Here is a 24,684-nt window from a genome sequence, read left to right as displayed (position 1 = left end):
CTGGTTGGATCGACGCCATGGGTCTGCGGGCGAGGACGCGCAGCGGCGGGCACCGGACCGATCACTGCACGGGAAATCGCGGATATCGGCAAGGTTGCGGGACCTAAAAACCATGAACTGCGCTCTTAAGCCCAAAAAGGTCTTGATTTGGGGATTTATTGGTCTGTGCCGAGCGTTGAACCAACGTAGGCTATCTACTAACAACCCTACCGAGGAGAAACACCATGGCCCTGGGCGGAAACCCGGTCTTCAATTCCAAGAACTACCGCGAGCAGACCCGTGCGGTCGGCGCCACGGGTGCCGCGTCCACCACCTATGCTCAGCCGATGAGCGCACAGGCCCTGCAGGACCTGTACTCGCAGCCTTCCGCGTCACCGCAGGAAACCGGCCGCATGACCTACGCCGACGTCATCAACAAGACGATGTTGAGCCTGGGCATGGTGCTCATTGGTGCGGCCATCGGCTGGCAGCTGCCGGCCCTGATGCTCGTCGGCGCGCTCGTCGGCCTGGGCCTGGGCCTGGTTAATTCCTTCAAGCGCCAGCCCTCGCCGGTGCTCATCCTGCTGTACGCGGGCTTCGAGGGCCTGTTCCTCGGCGGCCTGTCGGGCGTCTTCGAGAACATGTACCCGGGCATTGCCATGCAGGCCGTGCTCGCCACGTTCTCTGTCTTCGCCGTGACCCTGGTGCTTTACCGCTCGGGCAAGTACCGCGCGACCCCGAAGATGACCCGCATGTTCATGATCGCGATGATCGGCTACGGCGTGTTCTCGCTGCTGAACTTCGGCCTGATGATGTTCGGCGCCGTCGATGGCATGTTCGGCATGCGCAGCGGCATACTTGGCGTCGGCATCGGCGTGCTCGCCGTGCTGTTGGCCACCTACGCACTCGTGCTGGACTTCACCAACATCTCCGAGGGTGTGCGCCAGGGAGCGCCGGCCAAGATGGCCTGGGCTGCCGCATTCGGCCTGACAGTGACGCTGGTCTGGCTGTACGTTGAGATTCTGCGCATTCTGGCCATCCTGCGTGGCGACGACTAGTCAATCTGCTGTGTGACCGCGGGGCAGTACCCATGATTTGGGTACTGCCCCGCGGTTTTTCTGCAATATGTGCGTCATCTATGCCGCACCGGCAACTTCCAAGGGATAACGTATGTTCATGGCATTGACAGGCAGCATGGGTTCGACCGGGAAGACGGCGCGCGGGCTCGCGACCCCCGGACCCCTTTCTCCGGGAGCCAAGGCATGAAGCTGCCGCGCCCCCTGCGGCGCCTGGCCGCTGCCACCGAAGCGGTGCAGCACAGCGCCCAGGTCACCAAGCAGCGGATGGCTGCCGCACCCGAGGCCGACGAGAACCCGGCGAGCATCTATGCCGCACACGCCGAGGCCGAGGACCTGCCCTACGGAGTGCGGATCGCCGCCTCCTGGTCCTGGCGCCTGATTGTCATCGTGCTGGCCGTGGGCATCGCCGTCTGGCTGCTCTCCCACGTCTCCCTGCTGGTGATCCCGCTGATGATCGCGGCCCTGTTGGCCGGGCTGCTCAGCCCCGTGGTGAAGTTCCTGACCCGCACCCTGCGATTCCCCAAGGGGCTTTCCGTCGGGGTGACCATGGTGGGTTTCCTGGCAGTGATCGTCGGAGGCCTCTCCGTCGTTGGGCAGCGGCTGGCCAACGGCTTCGCTTCCCTGTGGGCCCAGGCCCTGACCGGCATCGCCCAGATCCAGCACTGGCTCTCCACCGGCCCGCTGGGATTGAGCAACCAGGACCTCGACACGCTTTTCCAAGACGCGCTGAACACGCTCAAGAACAACTCCTCGTCCATTCTCTCCGGTGCGCTGTCCTGGGGCACCACCCTCGGGCACGTGGTGACGGGCATGCTGCTGGTGCTCTTCTCGCTGATCTTCCTGCTGCTGGACGGACCGCGCATCGGGCGCTTCTTCATCAACCTGCTGCCGCGCCGTGCCCGGGCCGCCGCCCACGGTGCCGGCCATCGCGGCTGGGGCTCGATGGTCAGCTACGTCCGCGTCCAACTCTTTGTGGCCTTCATCGACGCCGTGGGCATCGGCGTGGGCGCGCTGATCCTCGGGGTGCCGCTGGCACTTCCGCTGGGTGTGCTCGTCTTCATCGGATCGTTCATCCCCGTCATCGGTGCGCTGGTCACCGGGGCCGTGGCCGTGCTGCTGGCCCTGGTGGCCAACGGCTGGGTCAACGCGCTGATCATGCTGCTGGTGGTGCTCTTCATCCAACAGGCCGAATCCCACATCCTGCAGCCATTGGTCATGGGCAAGGCCGTGAGCCTGCACCCGCTGGCCGTGGTCATGGCCGTGGCCGGTGGCTCCATCGTCGCCGGCATTGCCGGCGCCCTGTTCGCCGTCCCGGTGCTGGCCGTGGCCAACACCGTGGTGAAGTACATTTCCGACCGGGGCTGGGAGCACGATCCGCTCTTTGGCCCCGAGACCGCGGCCATGGCGGCCGTGAACGGTTCACGAATTACCAAGCCGGTCCGCTCCGCGGAACCGGCTCCCGCCGACCTTGACGGAGAAGAACCAGACCCCGGTTCCTGATCCGCACACCCACCGCTTACCCCCGGTCCAAGGTCCTGGCCCCGAAAGGCCTCCATTCCTGATTGCACCCGCGTGTGAACACGCCCAGAAGAAAGCCGCTCCCATGATCCAGAAGACCCAACTCCCGGTGAGCCTGTCCGACATCGAAGAGGCCCGCGACCTGCTTGAGGGCGTGGCTGTCCGCACGCCGATGGAGCACTCGCGCGCGCTGTCCCTGGAAATCGGCTCCGAGGTCTACCTGAAGTGCGAGAACCTGCAGCGTGCCGGTTCCTTCAAGGTCCGCGGCGCCTACGTGCGCATGGCCAAGCTCACCGCCGAGGAACGCGCCCGTGGCGTCGTGGCCGCCTCGGCGGGCAACCACGCCCAGGGCGTGGCCCAGGCCGCCCGCCGACTGGGGATCAAGGCCCGCATCTACATGCCGCTGGGCGTGGCACTGCCCAAGCTCACCGCGACCCGCGACCACGGGGCCGAGGTCATCCTGCACGGGCACAACGTGGACGAGGCGCTGGCCGAGGCCGAGCGCTACGCCACCGCGACCGGTGCTGTCTTCGTGCACCCCTTCGACAACCCCGACATCATCGCCGGGCAGGGAACCATCGGGTTGGAGATCCTCGAGCAGCTCCCCGACGTCGACACCGTGCTGATGGGCGTGGGCGGCGGCGGACTGCTGGCCGGGGTCGCGGTGGCCATCAAGACACGTGCCAAGGAACTGGGTCGGGAAATCAAGATCATCGGGGTGCAGGCCGAGAACGCCGCTGCCTACCCTCCCTCGCTGGCCGCCGATGCGCTGGTCCCGCTGGACACCGTGCGCACCATCGCCGACGGCATCGCCGTGGGCCGCCCGGGCCAGCTGCCCTTCCAGATCATCCGCGAACTCGTCGACGACGTGGTCACCGTATCCGAGGACGGGCTGGCCCGCGCCCTGGTGTTCCTCATGGAACGCTCGAAGCTGGTGGTCGAGCCGGCCGGCGCCGTGGGCGTGGCAGCGCTGCTCGAGGGCAAGCTGGAGGAGCTCGGCCTGACCCCGTCCAAGACCGCGGTGGTGCTTTCCGGCGGCAACATCGACCCGCTGCTGATGCTCAAGGTCATCCAGCGCGGCCTCTCCGCGGCCGGGCGCTACCTGACCGTGCGCATGATGCTCGATGACCGTCCCGGCGAGCTGGCAACGATCTCCCGGGTCATCGCCGAGTCCGATGCCAATGTCACCCGCCTGGACCACACCCGCGTGGGCGGCTCGCTGTCCATGGGCGACGTGGCGATCACCATCGACATGGAGACCAAGGGACATGTGCACTCGGAGCTGGTGCTGAACAACCTGCGCGCCGAGGGCTTCCAGCCCATGATCATGGGCTGATGCAGCTCGGCCGGCACAAGAGCTCAGCAGGCCTCGGGATGGGTGAAATGGATTTCAGCGAGCGCAGGCTTCAAAGGTCTAGATTCTATGCACGCGCCCGTGAACGTGCCGCCGAGGCGAAAAGCAGCGTGCTGGGCACCGCAATGACTGCCGGGCATTGACCAAACCGCAAGGCACTGTTCTCGCCGCCACCCAGACAGGTTGAACATTGCGTCTATTACTGTGTCGATGATGATTGGTGTGGCGAATGCCGACATTGTGGCCAGGATGAGCTCCTTGCGAATTGTTTCTCATCATGCGTGCGGCGAACCGAAGGCTCGGTGGCTGCCTCAGCTCAGAGGCTTGCGCTTCCAAGCCTCCAGCGGCAGCTTCGGCTTGCCGATCGATTTTCCTGCTGCGATGCGGTCGAGGTTGTATCCGAGCCGATCTTTGAAATTTTTGCTTGCCCCTGGAATTTCATCTGTCTCTTCTAATGCCGAAGAGAACTGCTCGAGTGTTGATGCGATGATTTTGTTCGTGAGCCGTGGGCTAATTGCTCCCCATGACTTCGCTTCAGACTTGAAATGATCGATGGTTACCGAGTGATGGCTGAATTCGCCACCGATTGAAAGAGACAGGTCGTCATTGATTTTGGCGGAATTTACCCGGCTGGCATCGTCATTGATGTGCAAGATCGGAACGGCGTCGTAGAGGTCTGCTATTCGAGAATCCTCTCCTTCATGGATAACCGAGACGTTCTTGGCATGACCATCGTGGTTTCCAACCAATACGTTAAACATGAGGTGCTGAAGCCACACCTCAGCGTCGGAGCCGTCGCCTACGGTTCCAAATAACTCGGCGATCTTTGCCGCTGAGGGTCGAGCGTTTAGGTCGGGCATCCGCGGGTTCTGAAACTTCGCAGAGGAATCGATCCAATCCAGGCCAAGCGCTTGTGCAGCGTCCTCTTGGTGAATTGCCACCACGTCCGCACTCTCCGTGACGGTGCGGTCATAACGCTCTATCGCCAGAAAATGAGCTTTGTTTCCCATTGGTATAAGTTCACTTTTGAAACGGGAAAGTCCCATGTGCCGGGAAAGCTGCTGGGAGAAAAACTCATCGTAGATCGTTTCCGGGCGTCTTGCCGGAGACGGTTTGACGATGTGTGTACTGTGAGAACCTTTGAGTGGTTGGTACCACTTCCCTCCGAGTAGGGCGAGCATTAACTTGGGCTGGAACCCGGGGATTGTTGACCGACCGCTGTCGGGCTCATTGCCTAGATCGAACTCTTGCGCAGCCTGCCTGATTTTTGCGTGGAGATCACGCTCTGACAGCAGACGATACCCCGAACCCTCGAGGGCATCCGAGGTGCCCAGCCGAACTGACAACGCGCCAGTCATTGTCATGCCATAGCGCTCCAACATCGAGAAAAGGTCGTTTGCCCCGATGCGGGCCTTCTTGGCAAGCGCATCCCGGTTTGGTCCTTCGGGAAGAAACCCTCCGAAGAAGTTTGAAACATGCTCAGAGTTAAGCCGCTCGCCCGGAATAAGGGCGAAACCTTCTGATAGGGCCGTTGCGGGACCTTCATAATCGGGTTCAACATCAAAATTGATACGCGTAGATACGTTGTGCCGCGTAATTCGTCCGACCAGCTGATCCAGAAGGTAAACGCTCAGAGTCGCTTCAGCCATGAGAGTCATCGGATTTCTTGGGTTCGTAGCTGAGCGTCATTTTGATATTTAGTCGATTGAGAACACGAAACAGCCTCGTTGCAAAGAGAGTCGAGGTTCCGGATTCAAGCTTGGAGATGTATTGAGGGGTCAGTCCCAGTCGATCTGCTAAGTCTTGTGCCTGGACACCCTGCCCTTCTCTTGCGGCTTTAATTATTTGGCTGAGAACTTTGGCATTTTTGACATCAATGGAAGGCATCTTGCCTCTCCTCCGATCTGTTTAAGCGCGTGCCAGGTAGTGCCCCGGACCCCCGTTTCACAAAAACATGAACCGGTAACACTTAACAATATCCTGAAGCGTGCTGAATTCACAATATTGTGAAGAGTGATGACTTCATGTTTTTGTGAAGCTGGAGCTGCAGGGAGGGCGAGTGGACTAGTTTCGTAGGGCTCGAAGTGCTCTTCCATGGACTGCCTGGTGGTCAGCTCGCCCATGCGCTGCAATGCCCGCAAGTAAGCCAGCATGACAAGCCTTTGGGGCAACCTGGCCGAATCTGGGGTGCGTTGCGTCATTGACTGTGGCGCACCGTGGTTCGCCGACCCGGTGGCCGTTTGCGTCCAGTGCCAACGCATGTGGGTGCAAAACGAGAGATGGCCGCCACCTCCACCCGGTGGGGTGGGTTGGTGGCGGCCATCGGCCACGCTGCCCGGCGTCCGGCGCCGGGCCGGAAGGCTAGCCGCTGTACGGCTTGCAGGAAACGATCTCGACGGTGATTTCCTTGCCGTTCGGTGCGGAGTAGGTGAGTGTGTCACCGGACTTGGCGCCGTGGACGGCCGAGCCGATCGGGGACTTCTCCGAGTAGACTTCCAGGTCCGAATCCCCGGCTACCTCGCGGCTGCCGAAGAGGAAGGTGGTCTTGTCGCCGGCGATGATTGCCTCGACCAGCATGCCCGGCTCGACGATTCCGTCATCGGCGGGAGCTTCGCCCACGTGGGCACGACGCAGCAGGTCCTTGAGGTACGTGATGCGTGCCTCGGCCTTGCCCTGCTCTTCCTTGGCCGCGTGGTAGCCACCGTTTTCCTTGAGGTCGCCCTCGGAACGTGCCTGCTCAATGCGGTCTACGATCTCTGCACGGCCCGGGCCCGAGAGGTGCTCGAGCTCGGCGGCAAGACGGTCATAGGCCTCTTGGGTCAGCCAAACAACTGGTTCGTGATTGGTCGTGGTCACGTGGTACTCCTTGTGTAATCAGGGCCGCTACTCCCTGGGGGAACAACATGCCGAGACGGTCCCGCCCGATGATGCGACGAACATCTTGCAAGCAAAGACCCCGCACAGCAGGTGAAGAACTTTGTCCGTCACGGTCTGTAGCGGGGCATTAACGTATTAGAAAGATATTAGCCGCCAAACGGCTATTTACCCAAGAGTTTGAGCTTTTGGCGTAGTGGCGCGTCGTGCAGGCCAAACAATCGGCGACGCCCCGGATGCGGTGTGCCCGCGGTGGTCAGGAGGCCTTGACCAGCCGGCATTCCTCGACGCCTGCGGTGGTGGCCAGCGACTCGGTACGGAGCTTTACATCGAACCTGGTGGTCGTCATGCCCTTGCCCTCGGTGGGGCCCACAACCAGCGTCTTCCATCCAACAATGGCGTAGGACTCGTTCATCGCGCGGATCTCGCACTGGACCGTGTCGCCGGCATCCTTGGAGATGTCCACGATTGCGGTGGCACTGGTGGGGGAGTGGACCATGAAGGAGTTGTCCTTGAAGTCCACCTTCGAATTGGTGGCGGTGGTCAGGTAGAACGCAGCCAAGATGCCAACGGCCAGGCCGAGGATGATCAGCGTCTTGCGGGTTCTTTTGGCCAGGCCGCGCTTGGGCGAACCGTACCTATTCGTTAAGCTGGACAATGGCGCCTCTTTCGATTCATGGGCGTCGCGGCCGGGAAATCATCCCTACCAGTCTAAGCCTTGGCAAGGGGAACCCTTCACCGAGCATGAGGAAGTTGGAGTCACCTAGGTGGAAGTACGAAACGTGGAGCATATCGCTGATTCATCGGGCCTGCGTTTGTTGGCGGTCCATGCACACCCCGACGACGAGGCGTCCAAGGGTTCGGCCACCATGGCGGCATACGTTGCCGCCGGGGCAAGGGTGATGGTGGCAACCTGCACCGGCGGGGAACGCGGGGACATCCTCAATGCCGCCGTGGGCGAGCTCGCCCACGCGCACCGCGACCTGACCGGCGTGCGGCGCACCGAGATGGCAGAGGCCGCGGCGGTGCTGGGCATCGAACACCGCTGGATCGGATTCACCGACTCGGGGCTGCCCGAGGGCGATCCGCTGCCGGAACTCGACTTCGGCTCCTTCGCGCTGCAGCCGCTGGACCGCGCATCCGCCCCGCTGATCAAGCTGATCCGCGAGTTCAAGCCGCACGTGATCATTGCGTACGACGAAAACGGCGGCTACCCCCACCCCGACCACATCCAGGCGCACAAGGTCGCGGTGCATGCCTTCGCGGAAGCCGCGAAGGCCGACAGTTCCCCGGAGCTGGGCGAGCCCTGGGAAACCTCGAAGCTTTACTATGACCGCGCCTTTGCCCCGGAGCGTTTCCGGACCCTGCACTACGCGATGGTCGATGCCGGCATCGATTCGCCCTATGCCGAGCGCGTTGCCGCCTGGGAGGAGCACCCGGAAGAGCAGTTCTTCGGGTGGGTCTCGCCGCACAAGACCACCACGCAGGTGAACTGCGCTGGCTTCTTCAAGCAGCGAGACCAGGCGCTGCTGGCGCACCGGACCCAGATCGATCCGACCGGTTTCTTCTTTGCCGTGCCCGAGGCGATCTACGCCAAGGCCTGGCCTTGGGAGGATTTCACCTTGATCAAATCCTCGGTTCCCACCACACTCCCAGAGACCGACCTGTTTGCCGGTCTAAGATAGGTAGCGTGCCGGTGAATCCGGTCGCCAACTTTTTCAGAAAGAGCCCCGCGCGTGTATTCGTTACTGCTGTATGCAGCCTCCGTTAGTCCGTCCCCGGTACCCGGCGCGCCCGTGGGGGACGCCGCCCAGAACATCGGCCCGGGCTTCGTTGGCTTTGTTGCCACCGCAGCGGTCGTCATCGTCACCATTTTCCTGATCCGTGACATGACCCGCCGCATCCGCCGGGTCCGTTACCAGGGCGAAGCCGAAGCACGCCAGCAGGAGCTGGTGGACAAGGGCAAGGAAATCCAGCCCGACGAACCGGGCGACACCCCCGCGCGCTAAAACGCGCCGAATCATCCAAGGCACGGCCCCGGCGGATTTTTCTCAGCCGGGGCCGTACCCATACGTGGGGGCCGCACCGACAGCCGGCGCCCGGCAGAGACACTCGGGGGATGCTGAATGACGCCGTGTAACCTTGTTCGGAGTCGTTATCAGCTGCTTGCAGGTGCGTTCCGGGTGTCGCAGGTGCAGGCGGATCAAGAGTGGAGCCGGAATGGCGAAAAGCAAAAGCCGCAAGAAACAGTCCAAGCCCAAGCGCGCTGTCAAGCGGGAGATCGTTTCGATTCCACGGGTTCGGGCCAAGGCAGGGATCGACGTCTTGGCCGGCACCTTCATGAACTGGATCATCGCATCCTACGGGGTCGACCGGGACATTGCCCTGGTGACGCTCGAACGACTCCACCACCTCATAGACAGGTATGCGGACTCGACCGGTCAGGCGTCCACAACGGAGTTTGCCCCGGACAAGTTTGCAGTGGTGCTGGCCGAGGCCGCCCAGGCCGACGGCGCGGCGATGAGCGGACAAATCTTCAAGAGCACCTTTGACGCGTACCTGCATTTCCTCCAGGAACAGAAACGCTGGACTGGTTCCGAACAAGCTTTTGACGCGCTCCATGCCGTCGTCGAAGGCGGGCCCGCTGGCAGCGAGGAGCATGAGGAACTTCCCACGGTCAGTGATGCCGAGTCCTTCGAGGTCTTCAATGCAATGCCGCTGGTTCGGTATGCTCGCCAGCTCCTGGCATGGGTTGATGCGGGGCGCGAGCTAACGGCCTCGGGTGGCCTGCCCAAAAAGGAGCTCGTTGAAGCGGCGGCCGTTGCCGGGGTGGCGATTCGCACCTCGAAGCAGCCGACCGAAGCCACCCTTCCCGGGCTTGGCACCGAAGGCCAGGACGACCTGGCCCCCTATGCAGGTTCCATGAAAGCGGTCAAGCGGCTTCAGCTGATCTGGGATTCGCTGCTTGAATGCGAGCTAATCGAGGTGGACAAGGCATGGGCAACGCAGGGCCTGTACGCCCGGGATTTCCTCGACGGCGAGGTTTCGGAAGAAAATCGCGATATCGTCGCCGAATTCATCGGGGCCTTCATGATGTCCTACGGCGACTGGATCGTGGAGCATGACCGAATCAACGGTGCTGCATTGCGCGGTAGCCTTATGCAGATTCTGGATGCCGCGTTGTATTCCTCCAGGCCCGAAGTCTTCGCCACGAGCGATGTGGCGGCCGATCCTTCCCTCCAGGCCCTGTGCGACATGCTTGAGGAACTTGCGGAGCTTGGCGTGGTCCAGATCGATACGCACTACCGCGCGGATCCGGCTTTCACTCGAAGCTATGACTTGTTCTCGATGTATGTAATGGACGAGCAGCTCTCCAATGTCGATCCCGCCAAGATGGTGGGCATGATCAAGGAGGTCTTTGGCCCGGGGTCCACGGGGAACATGCCCGGATTGGCCGAGTTGGGGGAAACCGACCGGCTCGAACTCGACGCACTGGTGCCCGACGGCAAGAGCCTGCAGCTGCGCGTGGATCTGGAACACATGCAACCTCCGGTATGGCGCCGGCTGGTGGTGCCCGCCACGATGTCCCTGGCTGATCTGCATGTCGCGCTGCAGGTCGCCTTCGAGTGGGACAACAGCCACCTGCATGATTTCGAGCTCCCATTCGCCGGACCGTACGGAGAGAGCCAGAGGTTCTCCGATCCCGACATGGAACTTGAAGAAACGCTCGATGAGTGGGACTACACCCTGGGCCAGCTGGTGGGCAGGCCAAAGGACAAGATCTACTACAACTACGATTTTGGCGACAGCTGGCGACACAAGATCATGGTGGAGAAAATTATCGACTCGCCCGCGGGGCAAGCCGTGCGTTGCACCGGTGGGCGCATGCGCGCCCCGGTAGACGACATCGGCGGAATCCCGGGCTGGTACCACGCCATTGAAGTCAGCAACGATTCAAGCCACGAGGATTTCGAGCACGTACGAGACATGCTGGGACTGTCCGAGGGCATGTTATTTGACGAGTCGGATTTTGATGCTAAACGCATCGACGCGGCCTTTGCGCTGCAGCTGAGGGTCTAGGGCGCCAGCCAGCCAGCCGGCTGGCAGCGTGCGTCGAGTGGCCTGCAGCGCGTGCGCCCAGCCGATGCGTTCCTGTTCCAGGCTCAGCCCGCCGCGTTCCCGCATCAGTTCGAAATCCCCGGCCTCGGGTGAACAGCCTGGCGGCGCTGCGCGGGGCCGAGATATTCACCCCGTCCGCGTCCAAGTCTCCCCATGCTACCCCTGGATGATCGATGTCCAAGATAGATGCGCGACCCGGCGCTTGTCGTAGCCTGCTCCATGCAGGGCCACCACCTCGGGCAGCGGGGGCGTGTGCTCCCTCGCGACGTATGTCATCGACCAGCGCGGTATGGAATTGCTGCGGGTTTGGCATTCGGGTGCAACACGACGGCACAGCGGGCGCTCGGATCGCTCAGGGCAGCTGCGTGTTCGGATCGTGTAGCGGCACCGAACTCAGCGCGCACGCCGAACACGACTGTGGCGACGGCACTTGCGAGGGCGACGAGCACACCGAGCGTCGAAGCCATGTCCGCCGTGAGTTCTCAATTCATGAACCCATCGCCGGAGTTGCCCTTAGGCGATTTGGACGCGTGCGTCGCCGATCACGTACTCGATGGTGAGGTTTCCACCGACGGCTTCCATATAGCCACGAATGGTCCCGACTTTGGAGTTCTCCAAATTTCCGTGCTCGATCTTGGAGACCTGGCGCTGGGAGACGCCAATCCGGGTGGCGACTTGCTCCTGCGTCATTCCTGCTGCTTCGCGCAGCTCACGGAGCCGGTAGGCGCGGACCTCAGCAAGCATCCGCTCCTTGTGTGCCTCGACTCGTTCCAAGTCCACGGGGTGCTCTGCGAGGAAGTCCTTTAGTGACATTGCCATGACGGTCATTTTCCTTTCAATGAGCGTAGGTGGTCGTCGAACAAATCGTCAGCAACGGGGATGTTTTTCTTGTACCAGCGATCCCAGTTTCCGGCCTTGTCGCCTGCGATGAACATGATCGCTTGTCGCAGGGGGTCGAAGGCGAAAAGAACGCGAAGTTCAGATCTGCCCGATGAGCCCGGCCGTAATTCCTTCATGTTCGCATGACGCGAATTATTTACGCTGTCCACGACGGACGGCCCAATTGCGGGCCGCGGTCCTCCACGAGCTGGATGGCGGCAATGACCTGCTCCCGAGAATCGACATCAAGCGAAACGAGCCACCCGGCGATCAGCTCAAGGTCGACGCTCCACATGTTTTCAATTTAGAACCTATGGGTTCTACAGTCAAACATCAGGTATATGCATGATTTTACGGGCCACGACTTCAAGAGCGTTGGTGGGGGAGACTGTAGGCATGGGACAACGAATCGCCTCCAGTGCCTCCGCATACCTGCGCCAGCATGCCCACCAACCGGTGGACTGGTGGCCCTACGGCGACGAGGCCTTCGCCGAGGCCAAGGCGCGCGACATCCCGGTCTTCTTGTCCATCGGCTACGCGGCCTGCCACTGGTGCCACGTGATGGCCGCCGAATCCTTTGACGATCCCGGGGTCGGCGCATACCTCAACAAACACTTCGTGCCGATCAAGGTCGACCGCGAGGAGCATCCCGCCGTCGACGAGGCCTACATGGCCGCCACGCAAACCCTCACCGGGGCCGGAGGCTGGCCCATGAGCGTGTTCACGCTCCCGGACGGACGCGCCATCCACGCCGGAACCTACTTCCCGCCGACCCCGCGCCCCGGCATGCCCTCCTTCGGGCAGGTGCTCGAGGCCGTCACCGATGCCTGGGTGAACCGGCGGGACGCCCTCGAACTGCAGGCGACGACCCTCGCCGACCACCTGGGATCCGTGGCCGGGGGACAGGCCAAGCTGTTCTCCCGCGCCCTGCCGCTGCCCACCGGCAGCAATGGCTCCGCGCTGGCGCCGGTCGTGTCCGCGGCCGTGAACAAGCTGGCCACCTTGCAGGATCCAACCGGCGGGTTTGCGCCGGCACCCAAGTTCCCGCCCAGCCCCGTGCTGGACTTCCTCTTGCGCGCCGGGCTGGGCCTGGGATCGGCGGCCGGCCAGGCCACCGCGCTGGCCTCGGACACCCTGGAAACCATGGCCCGCAGCGCCCTGGCCGACCACCTTGGCGGCGGCTTTGCCCGATACTGCGTGGACCCCGGGTGGAAGATCCCGCACTTCGAGAAGATGCTGTACGACAATGCCCAGCTCCTGGGCCTCTATGCCCGGGCGGCCGTGCAGCTGCCCGATCCCGAGGTGGCCAAGCTGTGCCGGGTCTCGGCCATGGGCATATCCAGGTGGCTGGAGGACCGGATGCTGCTTCCCGGCGGCGGCTTCGCCTCCTCGATCGACGCCGACACCGTGATGCCCGACGGAACCCACCACGAGGGTGCCACCTACGTCTTCACCCGGGCCGAGGTCGCCCGGATCCTCGGCGAACCAAGCGGGAACCGGGCAGGGCCGCGTCCCGATGCGCTTCCGGCGAAGGGCAACGTCTTCTGGCAGCTGTGGGAGGGCGCCAGGCTCCCCGCCGAGGATGCCCGGGCGGCAAGCCTCCCGCGGCAGGATGCGCCCATGACCATTGCGCTTTCGCGAACCCCCAGCTTGTTCGAGTGGCCGGAACTGGCCAGGGCCTTTGCGGCCCTGGATGCCGAGCGTGCCAAGCGCGTGCAGCCGGGCCGCGACGACAAGGTCGTTGCCGGGTGGAACGGCCTGGCCATCGCCTCGCTGGCCGTGGCTGCGGTGCTGCTGCGCGAACCGCGCATGCTGGAGCTCGCCACCGGGGCGGCCGCCTACCTCCATGCGGTGCACTGGGCTCCGGCGACCGCGAGCGCCGGGGGAGTGCTCCACCGCATCAGCCACCAGGGCCAGGCGAACACGGCCATCGACGCCGTGCTCGAGGACTACGCGGGGGTCGCCCTGGGATTCCAGTCGCTGGGGGTTGCCACGGGGGAGCCGGAGTGGTTTGCGAGGGCCGACGAGGTGCTGGCCTCCGCGCAAAAAATCTTCCTACAGGATGGACGGCCGCGCGACAGCGCAGCCAACGACCCGCGGGTGCAGGCCGTGCGCGGGGGCGCCAGCAGTGCCGAGGCGCTTGACGATGCGGTGCCGGCGGCCACCTCGCTGCTGGCCGCGGCCTTGCTGGACAGGGCCGGCCGCCTGCAGCTTGGCTCCGCGGAAACGGATCCCGGGTTCGTGCGCAGCGAGGCCGACCTGGCTGTGGTGCGCATGCTGCTGGGGTTCGTCCCGGCGTTGGCCGAACGGGCACCGCAGGCGGTCGGCAGCGCCCTGGGTGTGGTCGCCCGGTTCCTCCACGGATCGAGCACCGAGCTGGCCGTGGCCGGCGGAACCGAGGTCGAGCGCCGGTCCGCCGTGCGCCTGGGAGTATTGGCGGGGCTGTCCCAGCTGGGCTCGGGAAGCACCGGAACCCAGACGGCCGGATATCCCGCAGGGCCCAAGGGCCAGCTGCGGCTTTATGTGTGCCGTGGCGGAATCTGCCATGCACCGGTCAGCGACATCCCCTCGCTGGCGGCCCTGATCGTGCCCGGTCTTGCCCGCGGCGGGCAGGGCGCTTAGGCGGTGCCCAGCACCGCCATGGTGATCGCGGTGAAATGGCAGGCAAAGCCGACGAGCGTGCACGCATGGAAGAGTTCGTGGAACCCCAGGATGCCCGGAATCGGGTTGGGGGCCTTGCTCGCGTAGAACACCGCCCCGACGATGTAGAAGGCCCCGCCGGTGCAGATCAGGATTGCCGCGGCCGGGCTCGCGGCAAAGAAGTCCCCGATGAACAGCAGCGAGGCCAGGCCCAGCAGCACATACACCGGGGTGTAGAGCCAGCGCGGGGCATCGGTGTAGAACACCCGGAAACCCACCCCTGCCAGTGCCCCGATCCAGATCGAGACCAGCAGGATCGTGGCGGACTTCGGTGGAAGCAATGCCCAGGCAAGCGGCGTGTAGGAGCCGGCGATCAGCAGCATGATGTTGGTGTGGTCGATCCGCTTGAGCACCAGCGTGGTGGCCGGCGACCAGTTCCCGCGGTGGTAGAACGCCGAGACCCCGAAGAGCAGCACCCCGGTGAACGCGAAGACGGCACTGGTGATCTTGCCAGCTCCGGCCGGGGCCAGGACCACCAACACGATGCCCGCGGCCAGGGCCAGCGGGGCGGTGGCCGCGTGTATCCAGCCGCGCAGCAATGGCTTGTCCGGCTGGGCCGGAACCGGTGGCCGGGAGCGGTTTCCGGAGGGGTGGGTCATGCACCCAGCCTAACTTGCCACGTGGTAGGTCTACTGCCTTCTTGCCGCAAGACACCCCGGGTTCCGTGCACCCCGGCGAGCGCGATGTGGGGTATTGCCCGGGACAATGCCCGAGTCATGATGCCCCGCCGGCCGTGGAACCCGGTAGCGTTAACCAACGGATGCGGTCCCTGGGGACCGCCCGCATGCACCCCCTATCCAAAGCAGGAGTATCGCCGTGGAACTACCGGGATTCGTCTACCGGCTCTATGAGCGGCAGCTGCGGGGTCTCTTGACCCCGGAAAAGTTGCCCGCACATATTGGCGTGCTCGTGGACGGGAACCGCCGCTGGGCCAAGCTTTCGGGCCAGACAACCGCCAGCGGGCACCAGGCCGGCGCGGACAAGATCCTGGAATTCCTCGGCTGGTGCCAGGAGCTGGACATCAACCTGGTCACGCTCTACATGCTCTCCACGGACAACATGAACCGCTCCAGCCAGGAACTCGATGACCTCATGGGCATCATCGCCAACACCCTGGACCGGCTGGGCGAAACCAAGACCGTGCGCGTCAAGCCCGTCGGGAACCTCGACTTGCTGCCGGACTACCTGGCCAACAAGCTGCGCGAGCTGGAGGCTTCCACCGCCTGGGTCACCGGCATCCATGTCAATGTGGCCGTGGGCTACGGCGGCCGGCAGGAAATCGTTGATGCGGTCAAGGCGCTGCTGCTCCAGGGGCACGCCAACGGGCAGAACGCGGCGCAGATCGCCGAGGGCCTGGACCCTGACCAGCTGGCCACCCACCTGTACACCAAGGGACAGCCGGACCCGGACCTGGTCATCCGCACCTCGGGCGAACAGCGCCTCTCCGGATTCCTGACCTGGCAGAGCGCCTACTCGGAGTTCTACTTCTGCGAGGCGCTGTGGCCGGACTTCCGGCGCGTGGACTTCCTGCGCGCGCTGCGCGACTTCGCCGACCGGCAGCGCCGCTTCGGTTCCTGAGGCCGCCGCGCCCGGCGCGGCAACCTCCCGGACACCGGGCGGGAGGGAAACCTTAATCTCGTCTTCATCACGACTCGCCACGTGCCCTAGAATTGCGCGTTGATGTGCGCGTATGTTGGGGAATAACGGGTGATGAGGCCGTCATCGCCCGCCGATTCGGGGAGCATCTCCCCGCGAGGAGCGAGACTTGGCAGCGAACCAGGAACACCCAACCACCTCACCCGCCGCATCCGTTGCGGACGCCACCGAACCGGCCGCCCAGGAGGGTGCACGCACCTTCGTCCTGGACACCTCGGTGCTGATCGCGGACCCGCACGCCATGCTGCGCTTTGCCGAGCACCACGTGGTCCTGCCGTTGACGGTGATCAGCGAACTCGAGCACAAGCGAAACGACCCTACCCTGGGGTTCTTCGCCCGCGAGGCGCTGCGGACCCTGGAGGACCTGGGGGCCAAGCACGGCGGGCTGGCCAATGACATGGTGGTGGGCAAGCAGGGCGGAACCCTGCGCATCGAGCTGAACCACATTGCCCCGGACGTGTTGCCGGTGGGCTTCCGCAACTCGGACAACGACACCAGGATCCTGGCCGTGGCCAAGTCGCTGCTGGACGAGGGGCTGGATGTCACCCTGGTCTCCAAGGACATGCCCATGCGCATCAAGGCCTCGGCCATGGGGCTGATCGCCGAGGAATACCGCAACGAACTCATCGCGGACTCGGGCTGGACCGGCGTCCATGAAATGAACGTGTCCGAGGAAAACATGTCGGCGCTCTACGCCGAGGAATCCCTGGAACTCGAGGAGGCCGCCGAGCAGCCGGTGAACACCGGGCTGATCCTGCACTCCCCGCGCGGCTCGGCCCTGGGCAGGGTGGACCGGAACCACCTGGTGCGCCTGGTGCGCGGGGACCGCGAGGCCTTCGGGCTGCGCGGGCGTTCCGCCGAGCAGCGCCTGGCCCTGGACCTTTTGATGGACAAGGAAATCGGCATCGTCTCGCTCGGCGGCCGGGCCGGGACCGGCAAGTCGGCGCTCGCGCTGTGCGCCGGGCTCGAAGCGGTCATGGAACGCCGCGAACACCGCAAGATCATGGTCTTCCGGCCGCTCTACCCGGTCGGTGGCCAGGAACTGGGCTACCTGCCCGGCGCCGAGGCGGACAAGATGAACCCGTGGGCCCAGGCGGTGTTCGACACCCTGGGCTCGGTGGTCTCCAAGAACGCGATCGACGAAGTCTTGAGCCGGGGCATGCTCGAGGTGCTGCCGCTGACCCACATCCGCGGCCGGTCCCTGCACGACGCCTACGTGATCGTGGACGAGGCCCAGTCGCTGGAGCGCAACGTGCTGCTCACGGTGCTTTCGCGGATCGGGCAGAACTCCAAGGTGATCCTCACCCACGACGTGGCCCAGCGCGACAACCTGCGGGTGGGCCGGCACGACGGCGTCGCGGCGGTGGTCGAACAGCTCAAGGGGCACCACCTCTTCGGGCACGTCACCCTGACCCGCTCCGAGCGCTCCGAGATCGCCGCGCTGGTCACCGAGCTGCTCGAGGACCGGATCCACTAGGACGCTGCACATCCCCGGGTGCGGGCGCGCGGTTCAGGCCGCGGGCCCGCCCCGGTGCCGTGCGTGCTCCGGCGCTTCGGGCCCGGGATAGTCTGCCAGCCCGGGGATTGGCCACAGCGGGGCCCGGCGCACGTCGGAGAGCGAGGACAGCGGCTGGGTGAACAGCCCGTCGATCATGTATTCGTCCACGGCGGTGATCGCGATCCGGTGCTCGACCCCGGCATCGGGCCCGTCCAGCACCTGGCGAAGCACACAGATGCCGGTGGCCCTATCCAGCCGGATCCGGGTCAACCCCTCGCCCAGCAGGGGAGCCTCGGGCATCAGGGGTGCATAGGAGTGGCCGCGGGAAAGCACTGCCTCGAGGCACTCGCGTCCCGAATCGTCCCCGATGGACCGCAGGGAATGGATGGTGCTGGGATGCGGGAAGGCCATGTCGGCGGGCCCGGGGGCAAAGCCGGAAACCTCCACCGGATCCAGGAACGCGCTCCACAGCCCCACCGGCATCAACTCGTTGACGTAGTCGGCCTCCGGGCGCCGGGAGACCAACCCATCGTCCCCGTAGACCGGGGCCAGCAGCTGCGGGGGCAGCAACCAGCTCTTGCGGGTGGCCGCCACGAAGCTGGCATCGCGGGAGTCGTTGATGTGCTCGGTGCGGAAGAGCACCGCGCCGGAGCTGTCCTCGACGCGGATGGCGTCGGGGCGCCTGATCAGCACCGTGAGGTGCGTGGGCAGGTCCGGGGCGGCAAAGGCGATCGCATGCTGCTCCGCGTCGGTGACGCCGATGGTGATCTGGACGGTGTTCCACAGCCACGGGGAGGAACGGGCCAGGCGGCGGAAATGCCCCATGAGTTCCTTGCTGGGTGCCCGATCCGGGTCCGGGAAGACGGCCGCACCATTGAGCTGTTCCATGACTTCAGTGTAGCGAGGCCAGACACCGGATGCCCCTGCCAGGTGGCCAGCGTGCCGCCGCTGACAGCGGGGCACCTCACCGCGTAAGGTTTGGCCCATGCCGCAACTCATTTTGCACTGGTTTGCCTCTCCGCCGGCGCTGGCCACGGTGGCCGGAATCCTGGCCGCCCTGGCCCTGGCGTTGTACCTGTACAACGCCGTGCGCCTGACCATTATCGACTTCCGGTCCCACCTGTTGCCCAACCGGATCCTGGGCCCGTGGTTCATTGCCGCCCTGGTGCTGCTGGGTGCTGCCGCGCTGTTGGCCGGGGAACCGATGATCCTGCTGCGGATGGTGCTGGGTGCGGTGATCCTCTTTGCCGGCTACCTGGTGCTGCACCTGATTGCTCCGGCGGGGATGGGCCTGGGGGACGTGAAGCTCGCCGCGGTGCTGGGGCTCTACCTCGGTTTCCTCTCCTACACCCACCTGTTGTGGGCCACGGCGTTCGCCTTCATCGTCGGGGCCTTGTGGTCAATTGCGTTGCTGCTGGCCCGCAAGGTCACGTTGCGTTCCTCGGTGGCCTTTGGCCCGTTCATGCTGGTGGGCGCCGCTGTCGCCCTGGCCGTGGCCGGATAGCCAAGACCAAGCCAAAACAAAAATCCACGAAAGGTTCCCGAGGCCTTACATGCCCACACCCGAATTCATCCTGAAGATGCGTGAAAAGATCGGCAACGACCCGCTGTGGCTGCCCGGGATCAAGGCCGTGGTGATCCACGAAGCTCGGGTGTTGCTGGTCCGCCGGGCCGACAACGGGAAATGGACCCTTCCGGCCGGAATCCTGGAGCCCGGGGAGGAACCTGCCGTTGCGGCGGTGCGCGAGGTCTTCGAGGAGACCGCCGTGCACTGCGCCATCACCCGCCTGGTGGGGGTGGCCACCACCGACGAGGCCCTCTATCCCAACGGTGACCGCGCCCAATACCTGGACATCATCCTGGCCGGGGAATACCTGGGCGGGGAAGCGAAGGTCAACGACGACGAGAACCTCGAGGTCGGCTGGTTCGGACTCGATGCGCTGCCCGGGGTGCCGCCCAAGCACCAACGCGCCATTGACTGGACGCTCGAGCCGAAGGAAACAGGGCACTTCATCACCGGCATCGCCGACCGGGCCTGATCCGCCGCCGGGGGAAACCGCCCCGCCATCCCCAAGGCCGGGCCCATGCCGCGGCAAGGTCTTGGTTAGCTCCGGACCACCGAGCGCAGCTGCTTCAGGAAAACGGAGACCGAAGCAAAATCTGCCTGCCCGGGACCGGCCAATTGCTCCAGGGTTTCGGAGATGCGCGACATTCGCTGGGCGTGCTGCCCTTCCCAGGCCGCGATGCGCTCCAGCGGGTCGGCGCCGCGGCCCGTGGACCCGGTGCCTTGCATCACGGCAACGGTCATGTCCGCCACCGCCGAATAGAGGTCGTCGCGCAAGGCGGCCCGGGCCTGGGATTCCCAGCGGTTGTGGCGCGGCAGGTCCGTGATCATCAGCAACAGCCGGATGACCCCGATCCGGGCATAGAGGGCGAAGTAGACCTGGGCAATGTTGTGGACGGGTTCGCGGATCTGCTCCGAGATGACCGCCAGGTCCAGCAGCCCGAATCCCGCCAGGATGGTTGGCGAGCGCCGGGCCATGCCGGCGGGGATTCCGGCCATGTGATCGGCCAGGCGGGCATAGAGGAACGTCAAGTCGCTTTCGCGCAGGTATCGGGTCAAGTCGGCCCACAGCGGGTCGATCCGTGGCTTGAATCGTTCGATGGTGTCGGCGACCGATTCGCCCCGCCCGTCGCGGGTGACGTACCAGCGCGTTCCCCTATCCAGCAACCGACGCATTTGCTCGGCAACGACGCAGCGGTTCTCCGCGGGGCAGCTGGGCGGCAGGGCCGCGAGCTCGGACATGACCGAGTCGAGGTCGAAGACCCGGCGCAGGACGACGAAGGCCCGGGCCACGGCGGCCGGGGAAGCCTCGGTTTCCTCCGCGGCCCGGAAGGCGTAGGTGATCCCGCCCATGTTGATCATGTCGTTGGCCACCACGGTGCCGATGATCTCCCGGCGCAGGGGATGGGTGTCCAAATCGGCATCGAACCTCTCGGAGAGCCGGGCCGGAAAGTAGCTGCGCAGGGTCTGCTTGAACCATGGGTCATCGGGCAGGTCGCTGGCGATGAGCGCAGAGGCCAGTTCGGTCTTGGCATAGGCGCACAACACGGCGAGTTCCGGGCCGGTGAGCCCGTGGCCCTCCGCCAGCCGGGCGTGGAGTTCCCCGGTGCCGGGAAGCCCTTCCAGCCTGCGGTCAAGTCCTGCGGCCGATTCGAGCCAATCCATCATCCTCTCGAAGCCCGGGCTCCAAGGCCCGACCCGGTAGAGGTCGTTGACCAGCAAGGTGTTCTGGTCGGCATTGGTCTTCAGCACCAGCGTCCCGACCTCGTTCGTCAGCGAGTGCAGGAAATCCGCGCGTTCCCCGGCGCCCAGCTTTCCGGCGGCGATCAGGTTGTCGACAAGGATCTTGATGTTGACTTCGTGGTCCGAGCAGTCCACCCCGGCGGAGTTGTCGATGGCGTCCGTGTTCACGAGGATGCCGCCTAGTGCCGCCTCGATCCGGCCGTGCTGCGTGATGCCCAGGTTGCCGCCCTCGACGACGACCCTGGCCCGCAGCTCGTTGCCGTTGACCCGGATCGAGTCATTGGCCTTGTCCCCTGCCACCTCGTGTGGTTCGGAAGAAGCCTTGACGTAGGTGCCGATGCCCCCGTTGTAGAGAAGGTCCACCGGTGCGCGCAGGATCGCCTGGAGCAGTTCGGCCGGCGCCAGTTCGGTGATTCCATCCTCCAGTCCCAGGGCGCCACGGACCTGGTCGGTGATGTGAATGGACTTGGCATGGCGAGGGTGGACACCGCCGCCGTCGCTGACCACCGAGGCGTCGAAGTCCGCCCAGGAAGATCGGGGAAGGCCAAAGAGGCGCTTCCGCTCGGCGTAGGAAGCGGCGGCGTCCGGATGCGGGTCAAGGAAGATGTGTCGGTGGTCGAACGCCGCAACCAGGCGGATATGCCGGGAGCGGAGCATGGCGTTTCCAAACACGTCCCCGCTCATGTCCCCGATGCCCGCCACCGTGAAGTCCTCGTTCTGGACGTCGATGCCAAGCTCGCCGAAATGCGCCTTGACCGATTCCCAGGCTCCCCTGGCCGTGATGCCCATTTCCTTGTGGTCATAGCCGACTGATCCGCCCGAGGCAAAGGCGTCGCCCAGCCAGTAGCCGTATTCACGGGCGAGCTCGTTGGCCGTGTCGGAGAACGTTGCCGTGCCCTTGTCGGCCGCCACCACCAGGTAGGAGTCCGCACCGTCGTGGCACACCACGTTCCTTGGCGGGACCGGTACCTTCCCGGTGTCCGTGGTGCCGAGGTTGTCCGTGATGTCCAGCATCCCGCGGATGAAGTCCCGGTAGCTTTCGCGGCCCTCCTCCAGCCATGCGTCACGGTCCAGCAAGGGGTCGGGCAGCTGCTTGGGAAAGAACCCGCCCTTGGCGCCGGTTGGCACGATGACGGCGTTCTTGACCGTCTGGGCCTTGACCAGGCCGAGGATCTCCGTGCGGAAATCTTCCCTCCGGTCGCTCCAGCGCAGCCCGCCGCGGGCGATGGCGCCGAAGCGCAGATGCAATCCCTCCACGCGGGGCGAGTAGACCCATATTTCATGCTTCGGCCGAGGCAGCGGGCATTCCGGGATGGCCGATGAATCGAATTTGAAGCTGAGGTAGGGCCGGTGCTGGAAGTAGTTGGTTCGCACCGTGGCACCCACGAGGTTCGTGAAGGTGCGCAGCAAGCGGTCGGCATTCAGGGCCGGCACCTCGTCGATGGCCGCGACCAGTTCCTTCCTGGCAATCACGATGTCCCCGGCGCGGTCGGTCCCTTCGCGTCCGGGATCAAAGCTGGTTTCGAAGAGTCCCAGCAGCGCACGGGTGACCCGAACATTGGCCAGCAGCGATTCGGCCATGAATCCGTAGGAGTTGGTGGTGCCAAGCTGCAGCAGGTACTTGGCATAGCTGCGCAGGATGACGACGCGTTGCCACTCGATGCCTTCGGCCAGCACCAGGCCGTCAAAGCCGTCCGACTCGGTCTCCCCGCGCATGGCTGCGCGGAACGCGTTGGAGAGCAGGCCGCTGGTTTCCATGGGGTCGACGCCGGAGGGGTATTTCAGCCCGATGTCATAGAGCAGGAACTCCTGGTTGTCGCCGCGCCGGATCTCAAAGGGCCGCTGGTCGAGGACCTCGAGTCCCAGGTTGTGGAAAAACGGCAGGATCCGGGACAGGCTTCGGGGCTTGGCGAAATAGAGCTTGATCCGTGCGTCTTCGGCCAGCGTGCTGGAGGCGGCGGCGGGGAGGCGGACGGAGACGACCGGGTCATCGACTTCGGGCCCGCCGGCGTCCCGCAGGCCGAGTTCCTCGAAATGCACGATGTCATCGACCGCGTCCTCGACCCGGTGGCCCACGCGGTATCCGGCGGGAAAGGCCTCGGCCCACAGCATTCCCAGGCGTGCGGCCTCGGCGGCGGGAAACCGCTCGTGCAGCACCTCCTCGACGCCTTCGGCCCACGACCGCACGGCCACCGCCAGCCGCCGTTCCAGCGCCTGGGCGTCAATGCGGGGAAGCGTGCTTCCGGAAGGCAGCCAGATCCGGAAGAACACCCGGGCGAGCGCCGACTCGCTGAGCTGGGCCGCGAACTCGATGGTGGTGGTGCCGAACCCCTGGCCCAGCTCGTGTTCGATGCGCTGGCGCACCGCGGTGTTGTAACGGTCCCGGGGCAGGAACACCAGCGCCGAGACAAACCGCCCGTAGGCGTCGGGGCGCAGGAACAACCGGGTGCGGCGGCGTTCCTGCAAATGCACGATGCCCAGGGCGGTGGTCAGCAGGTCATCGACCTCGATCTGGAACAGTTCGTCCCGCGGGTAGGACTCCAGGACGGCCTGCAGGGTTTCCCCGGAGTGCGAATCGGGGGCAAAGGCGCAGCGCGTGAGCACCTCGGCGACCTTGTCCCGGACGATGGGCACCTCGCCCACGGGCTGGTTGTAGGCGCCGGGGGCGAAGAGGCCCAGGAAGTGCCGTTCGCGGTTGGCCTTGCCGTCCGCGCCATGGTCCTTGACCGCGACCTGGTCAAGGTAGGACGGCCGCAGGACCGTCGAACGCCAATCGGCCTTGGTCAGGGTCAGCAGCCGCTGGCCCAGGGGCCGGCGGAGCCCGGGCAGGGCGGGGCGCGGTTGCCTCGGGCCGCCGGGTGTTTCCCGCAGCAGGCCGAGCCCGGAGGACGGGCGGCTGGCCAAGGACTGGAGCCCGCCGCCGTCCGGCACGTCGTAGTCGCCGTAGCCCAGGAACGTGAAGTTCCCGTCGAGCATCCAGCGCAGCAGGTCTTGTGCCTGTTCCCGCTCCTGCCGGTTCCCGGAGCCGGGGCGGGTCCCCAGCGAGTCGATGACGCCCAGTGCCTGCTGGTGCATGGCCCCGGCGTCGGTGGCCACCGCTGCCACGTCGGTCACGACGGTGGCGATGGACTCGAGGAGAAGTTGGCCGGCCGAGGCATCACCCGGCGAACGGATTTCCACCGCGAGCCAGGACTCCTCGCATGCGTAGCTGCGCTCCGTGGCCTCCAGGTGCGTTGGAGCCCCCGGTGCGGGCAGGAGGTGGATATCCAGGATCCGGTGGCTGTGCTTGTCGCGCAGGACGGCAAAAATGGGGTGGACGACCAGCCGGATGGCGGCGCCCTGGCGGGTCAGTTCGGCCGTCACGGAATTGACCAGGTAGGGCATGTTTTCCACGGCGATGGCCACCACGCTGGCATCGGTTTCGGCCAGGATGCCGGTGGCCACCTGGCCCGGCGGCCGTGCGCCGGCCACTCCCAGGTGGAACAGCGCCCGCTGCTCCAGCGTATCGGGGGCGTAGCCATCCAGGTCCGCGGCAGCAAAGTGCCTGTAGTAGTCCTCCACGAACTTGCCCGCATTCATCACGGTACGCCCGGCTCTCGATCGGTCCGCAGGACGGTGCCGGCGTGCGGCACCCCCTGGTGTGCAGGGCCTGGCAGCGGGGGTGTTTCCGTTCCCGGTCCCCACGACCTTGCCCTGGAATAATCATGACCGTCGCACCGGG

At 65.0% G+C, this 24,684-nt stretch carries 21 protein-coding genes; 11 read left to right on the top strand and 10 right to left on the bottom strand.

The genetic code is table 11. The features are described 5' to 3' along the window. Positions 1 to 224 precede the first annotated feature (224 nt). From JOF46_RS19540 to ilvA, 3 genes are all read left to right on the top strand, one after another. Positions 225 to 1,037, top strand: coding sequence for a Bax inhibitor-1/YccA family protein (locus JOF46_RS19540; RefSeq protein WP_209910368.1), 813 nt, complete (start codon positions 225 to 227; stop codon positions 1,035 to 1,037). 204 nt (positions 1,038 to 1,241) lie between these two features. Then, positions 1,242 to 2,558, top strand: coding sequence for an AI-2E family transporter (locus JOF46_RS19535; RefSeq protein ID WP_209910366.1), 1,317 nt, complete (start codon positions 1,242 to 1,244; stop codon positions 2,556 to 2,558). A gap of 103 nt (positions 2,559 to 2,661) precedes the next feature. Beyond that, positions 2,662 to 3,912, top strand: coding sequence for a threonine ammonia-lyase (ilvA, locus tag JOF46_RS19530; protein WP_209910363.1), 1,251 nt, complete (start codon positions 2,662 to 2,664; stop codon positions 3,910 to 3,912). A gap of 329 nt (positions 3,913 to 4,241) precedes the next feature. Here the strand turns inward: ilvA and JOF46_RS19525 are convergent, their stop codons facing one another. From JOF46_RS19525 to JOF46_RS19510, 4 genes are all read right to left on the bottom strand, one after another. Next, positions 4,242 to 5,579, bottom strand: a complete 1,338-nt coding sequence (locus JOF46_RS19525; protein WP_209910360.1) for a type II toxin-antitoxin system HipA family toxin — start codon at positions 5,577 to 5,579, stop codon at positions 4,242 to 4,244. Continuing rightward, positions 5,572 to 5,817, bottom strand: coding sequence for a helix-turn-helix domain-containing protein (locus JOF46_RS19520; RefSeq protein ID WP_209910358.1), 246 nt, complete (start codon positions 5,815 to 5,817; stop codon positions 5,572 to 5,574). The genes JOF46_RS19525 and JOF46_RS19520 overlap by 8 nt, the downstream gene beginning before the upstream one ends. Positions 5,818 to 6,291: 474 nt before the next feature. Beyond that, complete coding sequence (greA, locus tag JOF46_RS19515; protein ID WP_209910355.1) at positions 6,292 to 6,786, bottom strand: transcription elongation factor GreA; 495 nt, start codon at positions 6,784 to 6,786, stop codon at positions 6,292 to 6,294. A 274-nt stretch (positions 6,787 to 7,060) separates the two neighbouring features. Continuing rightward, positions 7,061 to 7,462 (bottom strand): DUF4307 domain-containing protein, encoded by a 402-nt coding sequence (locus JOF46_RS19510; RefSeq protein WP_209910352.1) that lies wholly within the window; start codon positions 7,460 to 7,462, stop codon positions 7,061 to 7,063. Positions 7,463 to 7,571: 109 nt separating this feature from the next. On the opposite strand from JOF46_RS19510, the gene mca reads away from it, so the two are divergent. The 3 genes from mca (at position 7,572) to JOF46_RS19495 (ending at position 10,884) form a co-directional block, all read left to right on the top strand. Beyond that, the gene (gene mca, locus JOF46_RS19505) at positions 7,572 to 8,489 is read left to right on the top strand and encodes a mycothiol conjugate amidase Mca (protein WP_342592515.1); all 918 of its coding nucleotides are present in this window, start codon (positions 7,572 to 7,574) and stop codon (positions 8,487 to 8,489) included. Positions 8,490 to 8,540: 51 nt separating this feature from the next. After that, complete coding sequence (locus JOF46_RS19500) at positions 8,541 to 8,813, top strand: hypothetical protein (RefSeq protein WP_209910349.1); 273 nt, start codon at positions 8,541 to 8,543, stop codon at positions 8,811 to 8,813. Positions 8,814 to 9,129: 316 nt separating this feature from the next. Further along, on the top strand, positions 9,130 to 10,884 hold the full coding sequence (locus JOF46_RS19495) for a plasmid pRiA4b ORF-3 family protein (protein ID WP_209910346.1): 1,755 nt from the start codon (positions 9,130 to 9,132) through the stop codon (positions 10,882 to 10,884). Positions 10,885 to 11,436: 552 nt separating this feature from the next. On the opposite strand, the gene JOF46_RS19490 is transcribed toward JOF46_RS19495, so the two are convergent. Genes JOF46_RS19490 through JOF46_RS19480 form a run of 3 tightly spaced genes read right to left on the bottom strand, consistent with a single transcriptional unit; the run spans position 11,437 to position 12,097 of the window. Next, positions 11,437 to 11,742 carry a helix-turn-helix domain-containing protein gene (locus JOF46_RS19490; protein ID WP_209910344.1) on the bottom strand — a complete coding sequence of 102 codons (306 nt, stop codon included), beginning with the start codon at positions 11,740 to 11,742 and terminating at the stop codon, positions 11,437 to 11,439. Between the two features lie 5 nt (positions 11,743 to 11,747). Continuing rightward, positions 11,748 to 11,939: a type II toxin-antitoxin system RelE/ParE family toxin gene (locus JOF46_RS19485; RefSeq protein WP_245348206.1), complete on the bottom strand. Its 192-nt coding sequence runs from the start codon at positions 11,937 to 11,939 to the stop codon at positions 11,748 to 11,750. A gap of 20 nt (positions 11,940 to 11,959) precedes the next feature. Continuing rightward, positions 11,960 to 12,097 (bottom strand): hypothetical protein, encoded by a 138-nt coding sequence (locus tag JOF46_RS19480; RefSeq protein WP_209910338.1) that lies wholly within the window; start codon positions 12,095 to 12,097, stop codon positions 11,960 to 11,962. A gap of 101 nt (positions 12,098 to 12,198) precedes the next feature. On the opposite strand from JOF46_RS19480, the gene JOF46_RS19475 reads away from it, so the two are divergent. Then, a complete protein-coding gene (locus JOF46_RS19475) occupies positions 12,199 to 14,424 on the top strand; it encodes a thioredoxin domain-containing protein (protein WP_209910335.1) in 2,226 nt (741 codons plus the stop codon). Here the strand turns inward: JOF46_RS19475 and trhA are convergent. Then, the gene (gene trhA / locus JOF46_RS19470) at positions 14,421 to 15,101 is read right to left on the bottom strand and encodes a PAQR family membrane homeostasis protein TrhA (RefSeq protein WP_209910332.1); all 681 of its coding nucleotides are present in this window, start codon (positions 15,099 to 15,101) and stop codon (positions 14,421 to 14,423) included. The two genes, JOF46_RS19475 and trhA, sit on opposite strands and share 4 nt — an antisense overlap. A gap of 217 nt (positions 15,102 to 15,318) precedes the next feature. On the opposite strand from trhA, the gene JOF46_RS19465 reads away from it, so the two are divergent. Both JOF46_RS19465 and phoH2 read left to right on the top strand, forming a co-directional pair. Next, positions 15,319 to 16,080, top strand: coding sequence for an isoprenyl transferase (locus tag JOF46_RS19465; protein ID WP_209910330.1), 762 nt, complete (start codon positions 15,319 to 15,321; stop codon positions 16,078 to 16,080). 295 nt (positions 16,081 to 16,375) lie between these two features. Continuing rightward, positions 16,376 to 17,635, top strand: a complete 1,260-nt coding sequence (phoH2, locus tag JOF46_RS19460; RefSeq protein WP_425355088.1) for an RNA 5'-3' helicase PhoH2 — start codon at positions 16,376 to 16,378, stop codon at positions 17,633 to 17,635. A 33-nt stretch (positions 17,636 to 17,668) separates the two neighbouring features. On the opposite strand, the gene JOF46_RS19455 is transcribed toward phoH2, so the two are convergent. After that, the gene (locus JOF46_RS19455) at positions 17,669 to 18,544 is read right to left on the bottom strand and encodes a hypothetical protein (RefSeq protein WP_209910327.1); all 876 of its coding nucleotides are present in this window, start codon (positions 18,542 to 18,544) and stop codon (positions 17,669 to 17,671) included. Positions 18,545 to 18,641: 97 nt separating this feature from the next. Here JOF46_RS19455 and JOF46_RS19450 point away from each other — a divergent pair, with 97 nt between their 5' ends. Next, positions 18,642 to 19,160, top strand: a complete 519-nt coding sequence (locus JOF46_RS19450; RefSeq protein WP_209910325.1) for a prepilin peptidase — start codon at positions 18,642 to 18,644, stop codon at positions 19,158 to 19,160. Positions 19,161 to 19,209: 49 nt separating this feature from the next. Further along, a complete protein-coding gene (locus JOF46_RS19445) occupies positions 19,210 to 19,695 on the top strand; it encodes an NUDIX hydrolase (RefSeq protein ID WP_209910323.1) in 486 nt (161 codons plus the stop codon). Between the two features lie 65 nt (positions 19,696 to 19,760). On the opposite strand, the gene JOF46_RS19440 is transcribed toward JOF46_RS19445, so the two are convergent. Then, entirely contained in the window at positions 19,761 to 24,542 is a 4,782-nt protein-coding gene (locus tag JOF46_RS19440; protein WP_209912075.1) for an NAD-glutamate dehydrogenase, read from the bottom strand. Between the last annotated feature and the right edge of the window lie 142 nt (positions 24,543 to 24,684).

This window comes from Paeniglutamicibacter psychrophenolicus, from assembly GCF_017876575.1.
Taxonomy (GTDB): Bacteria; Actinomycetota; Actinomycetes; order Actinomycetales; family Micrococcaceae; genus Paeniglutamicibacter; species Paeniglutamicibacter psychrophenolicus.
The sequence above is the reverse complement of the archived record's forward strand: the minus strand, read 5'-3'. Positions and strand labels throughout refer to the sequence as shown.

What these genes read in the sequence shown, in the direction of transcription:
- JOF46_RS19540 (WP_209910368.1), top strand. Translation starts at nt 225, where the DNA reads ATGGCCCTGGGCGGAAACCCGGTCTTCAATTCCAAGAACTACCGCGAG.
- JOF46_RS19525 (WP_209910360.1), bottom strand. Translation starts at nt 5,579, where the DNA reads ATGGCTGAAGCGACTCTGAGCGTTTACCTTCTGGATCAGCTGGTCGGA.
- JOF46_RS19450 (WP_209910325.1), top strand. Translation starts at nt 18,642, where the DNA reads ATGCCGCAACTCATTTTGCACTGGTTTGCCTCTCCGCCGGCGCTGGCC.
- JOF46_RS19440 (WP_209912075.1), bottom strand. Translation starts at nt 24,542, where the DNA reads ATGAATGCGGGCAAGTTCGTGGAGGACTACTACAGGCACTTTGCTGCC.
- JOF46_RS19455 (WP_209910327.1), bottom strand. Translation starts at nt 18,544, where the DNA reads ATGGAACAGCTCAATGGTGCGGCCGTCTTCCCGGACCCGGATCGGGCA.
- JOF46_RS19520 (WP_209910358.1), bottom strand. Translation starts at nt 5,817, where the DNA reads ATGCCTTCCATTGATGTCAAAAATGCCAAAGTTCTCAGCCAAATAATT.
- trhA (WP_209910332.1), bottom strand. Translation starts at nt 15,101, where the DNA reads ATGACCCACCCCTCCGGAAACCGCTCCCGGCCACCGGTTCCGGCCCAG.
- ilvA (WP_209910363.1), top strand. Translation starts at nt 2,662, where the DNA reads ATGATCCAGAAGACCCAACTCCCGGTGAGCCTGTCCGACATCGAAGAG.
- JOF46_RS19535 (WP_209910366.1), top strand. Translation starts at nt 1,242, where the DNA reads ATGAAGCTGCCGCGCCCCCTGCGGCGCCTGGCCGCTGCCACCGAAGCG.
- JOF46_RS19490 (WP_209910344.1), bottom strand. Translation starts at nt 11,742, where the DNA reads ATGGCAATGTCACTAAAGGACTTCCTCGCAGAGCACCCCGTGGACTTG.
- JOF46_RS19480 (WP_209910338.1), bottom strand. Translation starts at nt 12,097, where the DNA reads ATGTGGAGCGTCGACCTTGAGCTGATCGCCGGGTGGCTCGTTTCGCTT.
- JOF46_RS19475 (WP_209910335.1), top strand. Translation starts at nt 12,199, where the DNA reads ATGGGACAACGAATCGCCTCCAGTGCCTCCGCATACCTGCGCCAGCAT.
- JOF46_RS19445 (WP_209910323.1), top strand. Translation starts at nt 19,210, where the DNA reads ATGCCCACACCCGAATTCATCCTGAAGATGCGTGAAAAGATCGGCAAC.
- JOF46_RS19485 (WP_245348206.1), bottom strand. Translation starts at nt 11,939, where the DNA reads ATGAAGGAATTACGGCCGGGCTCATCGGGCAGATCTGAACTTCGCGTT.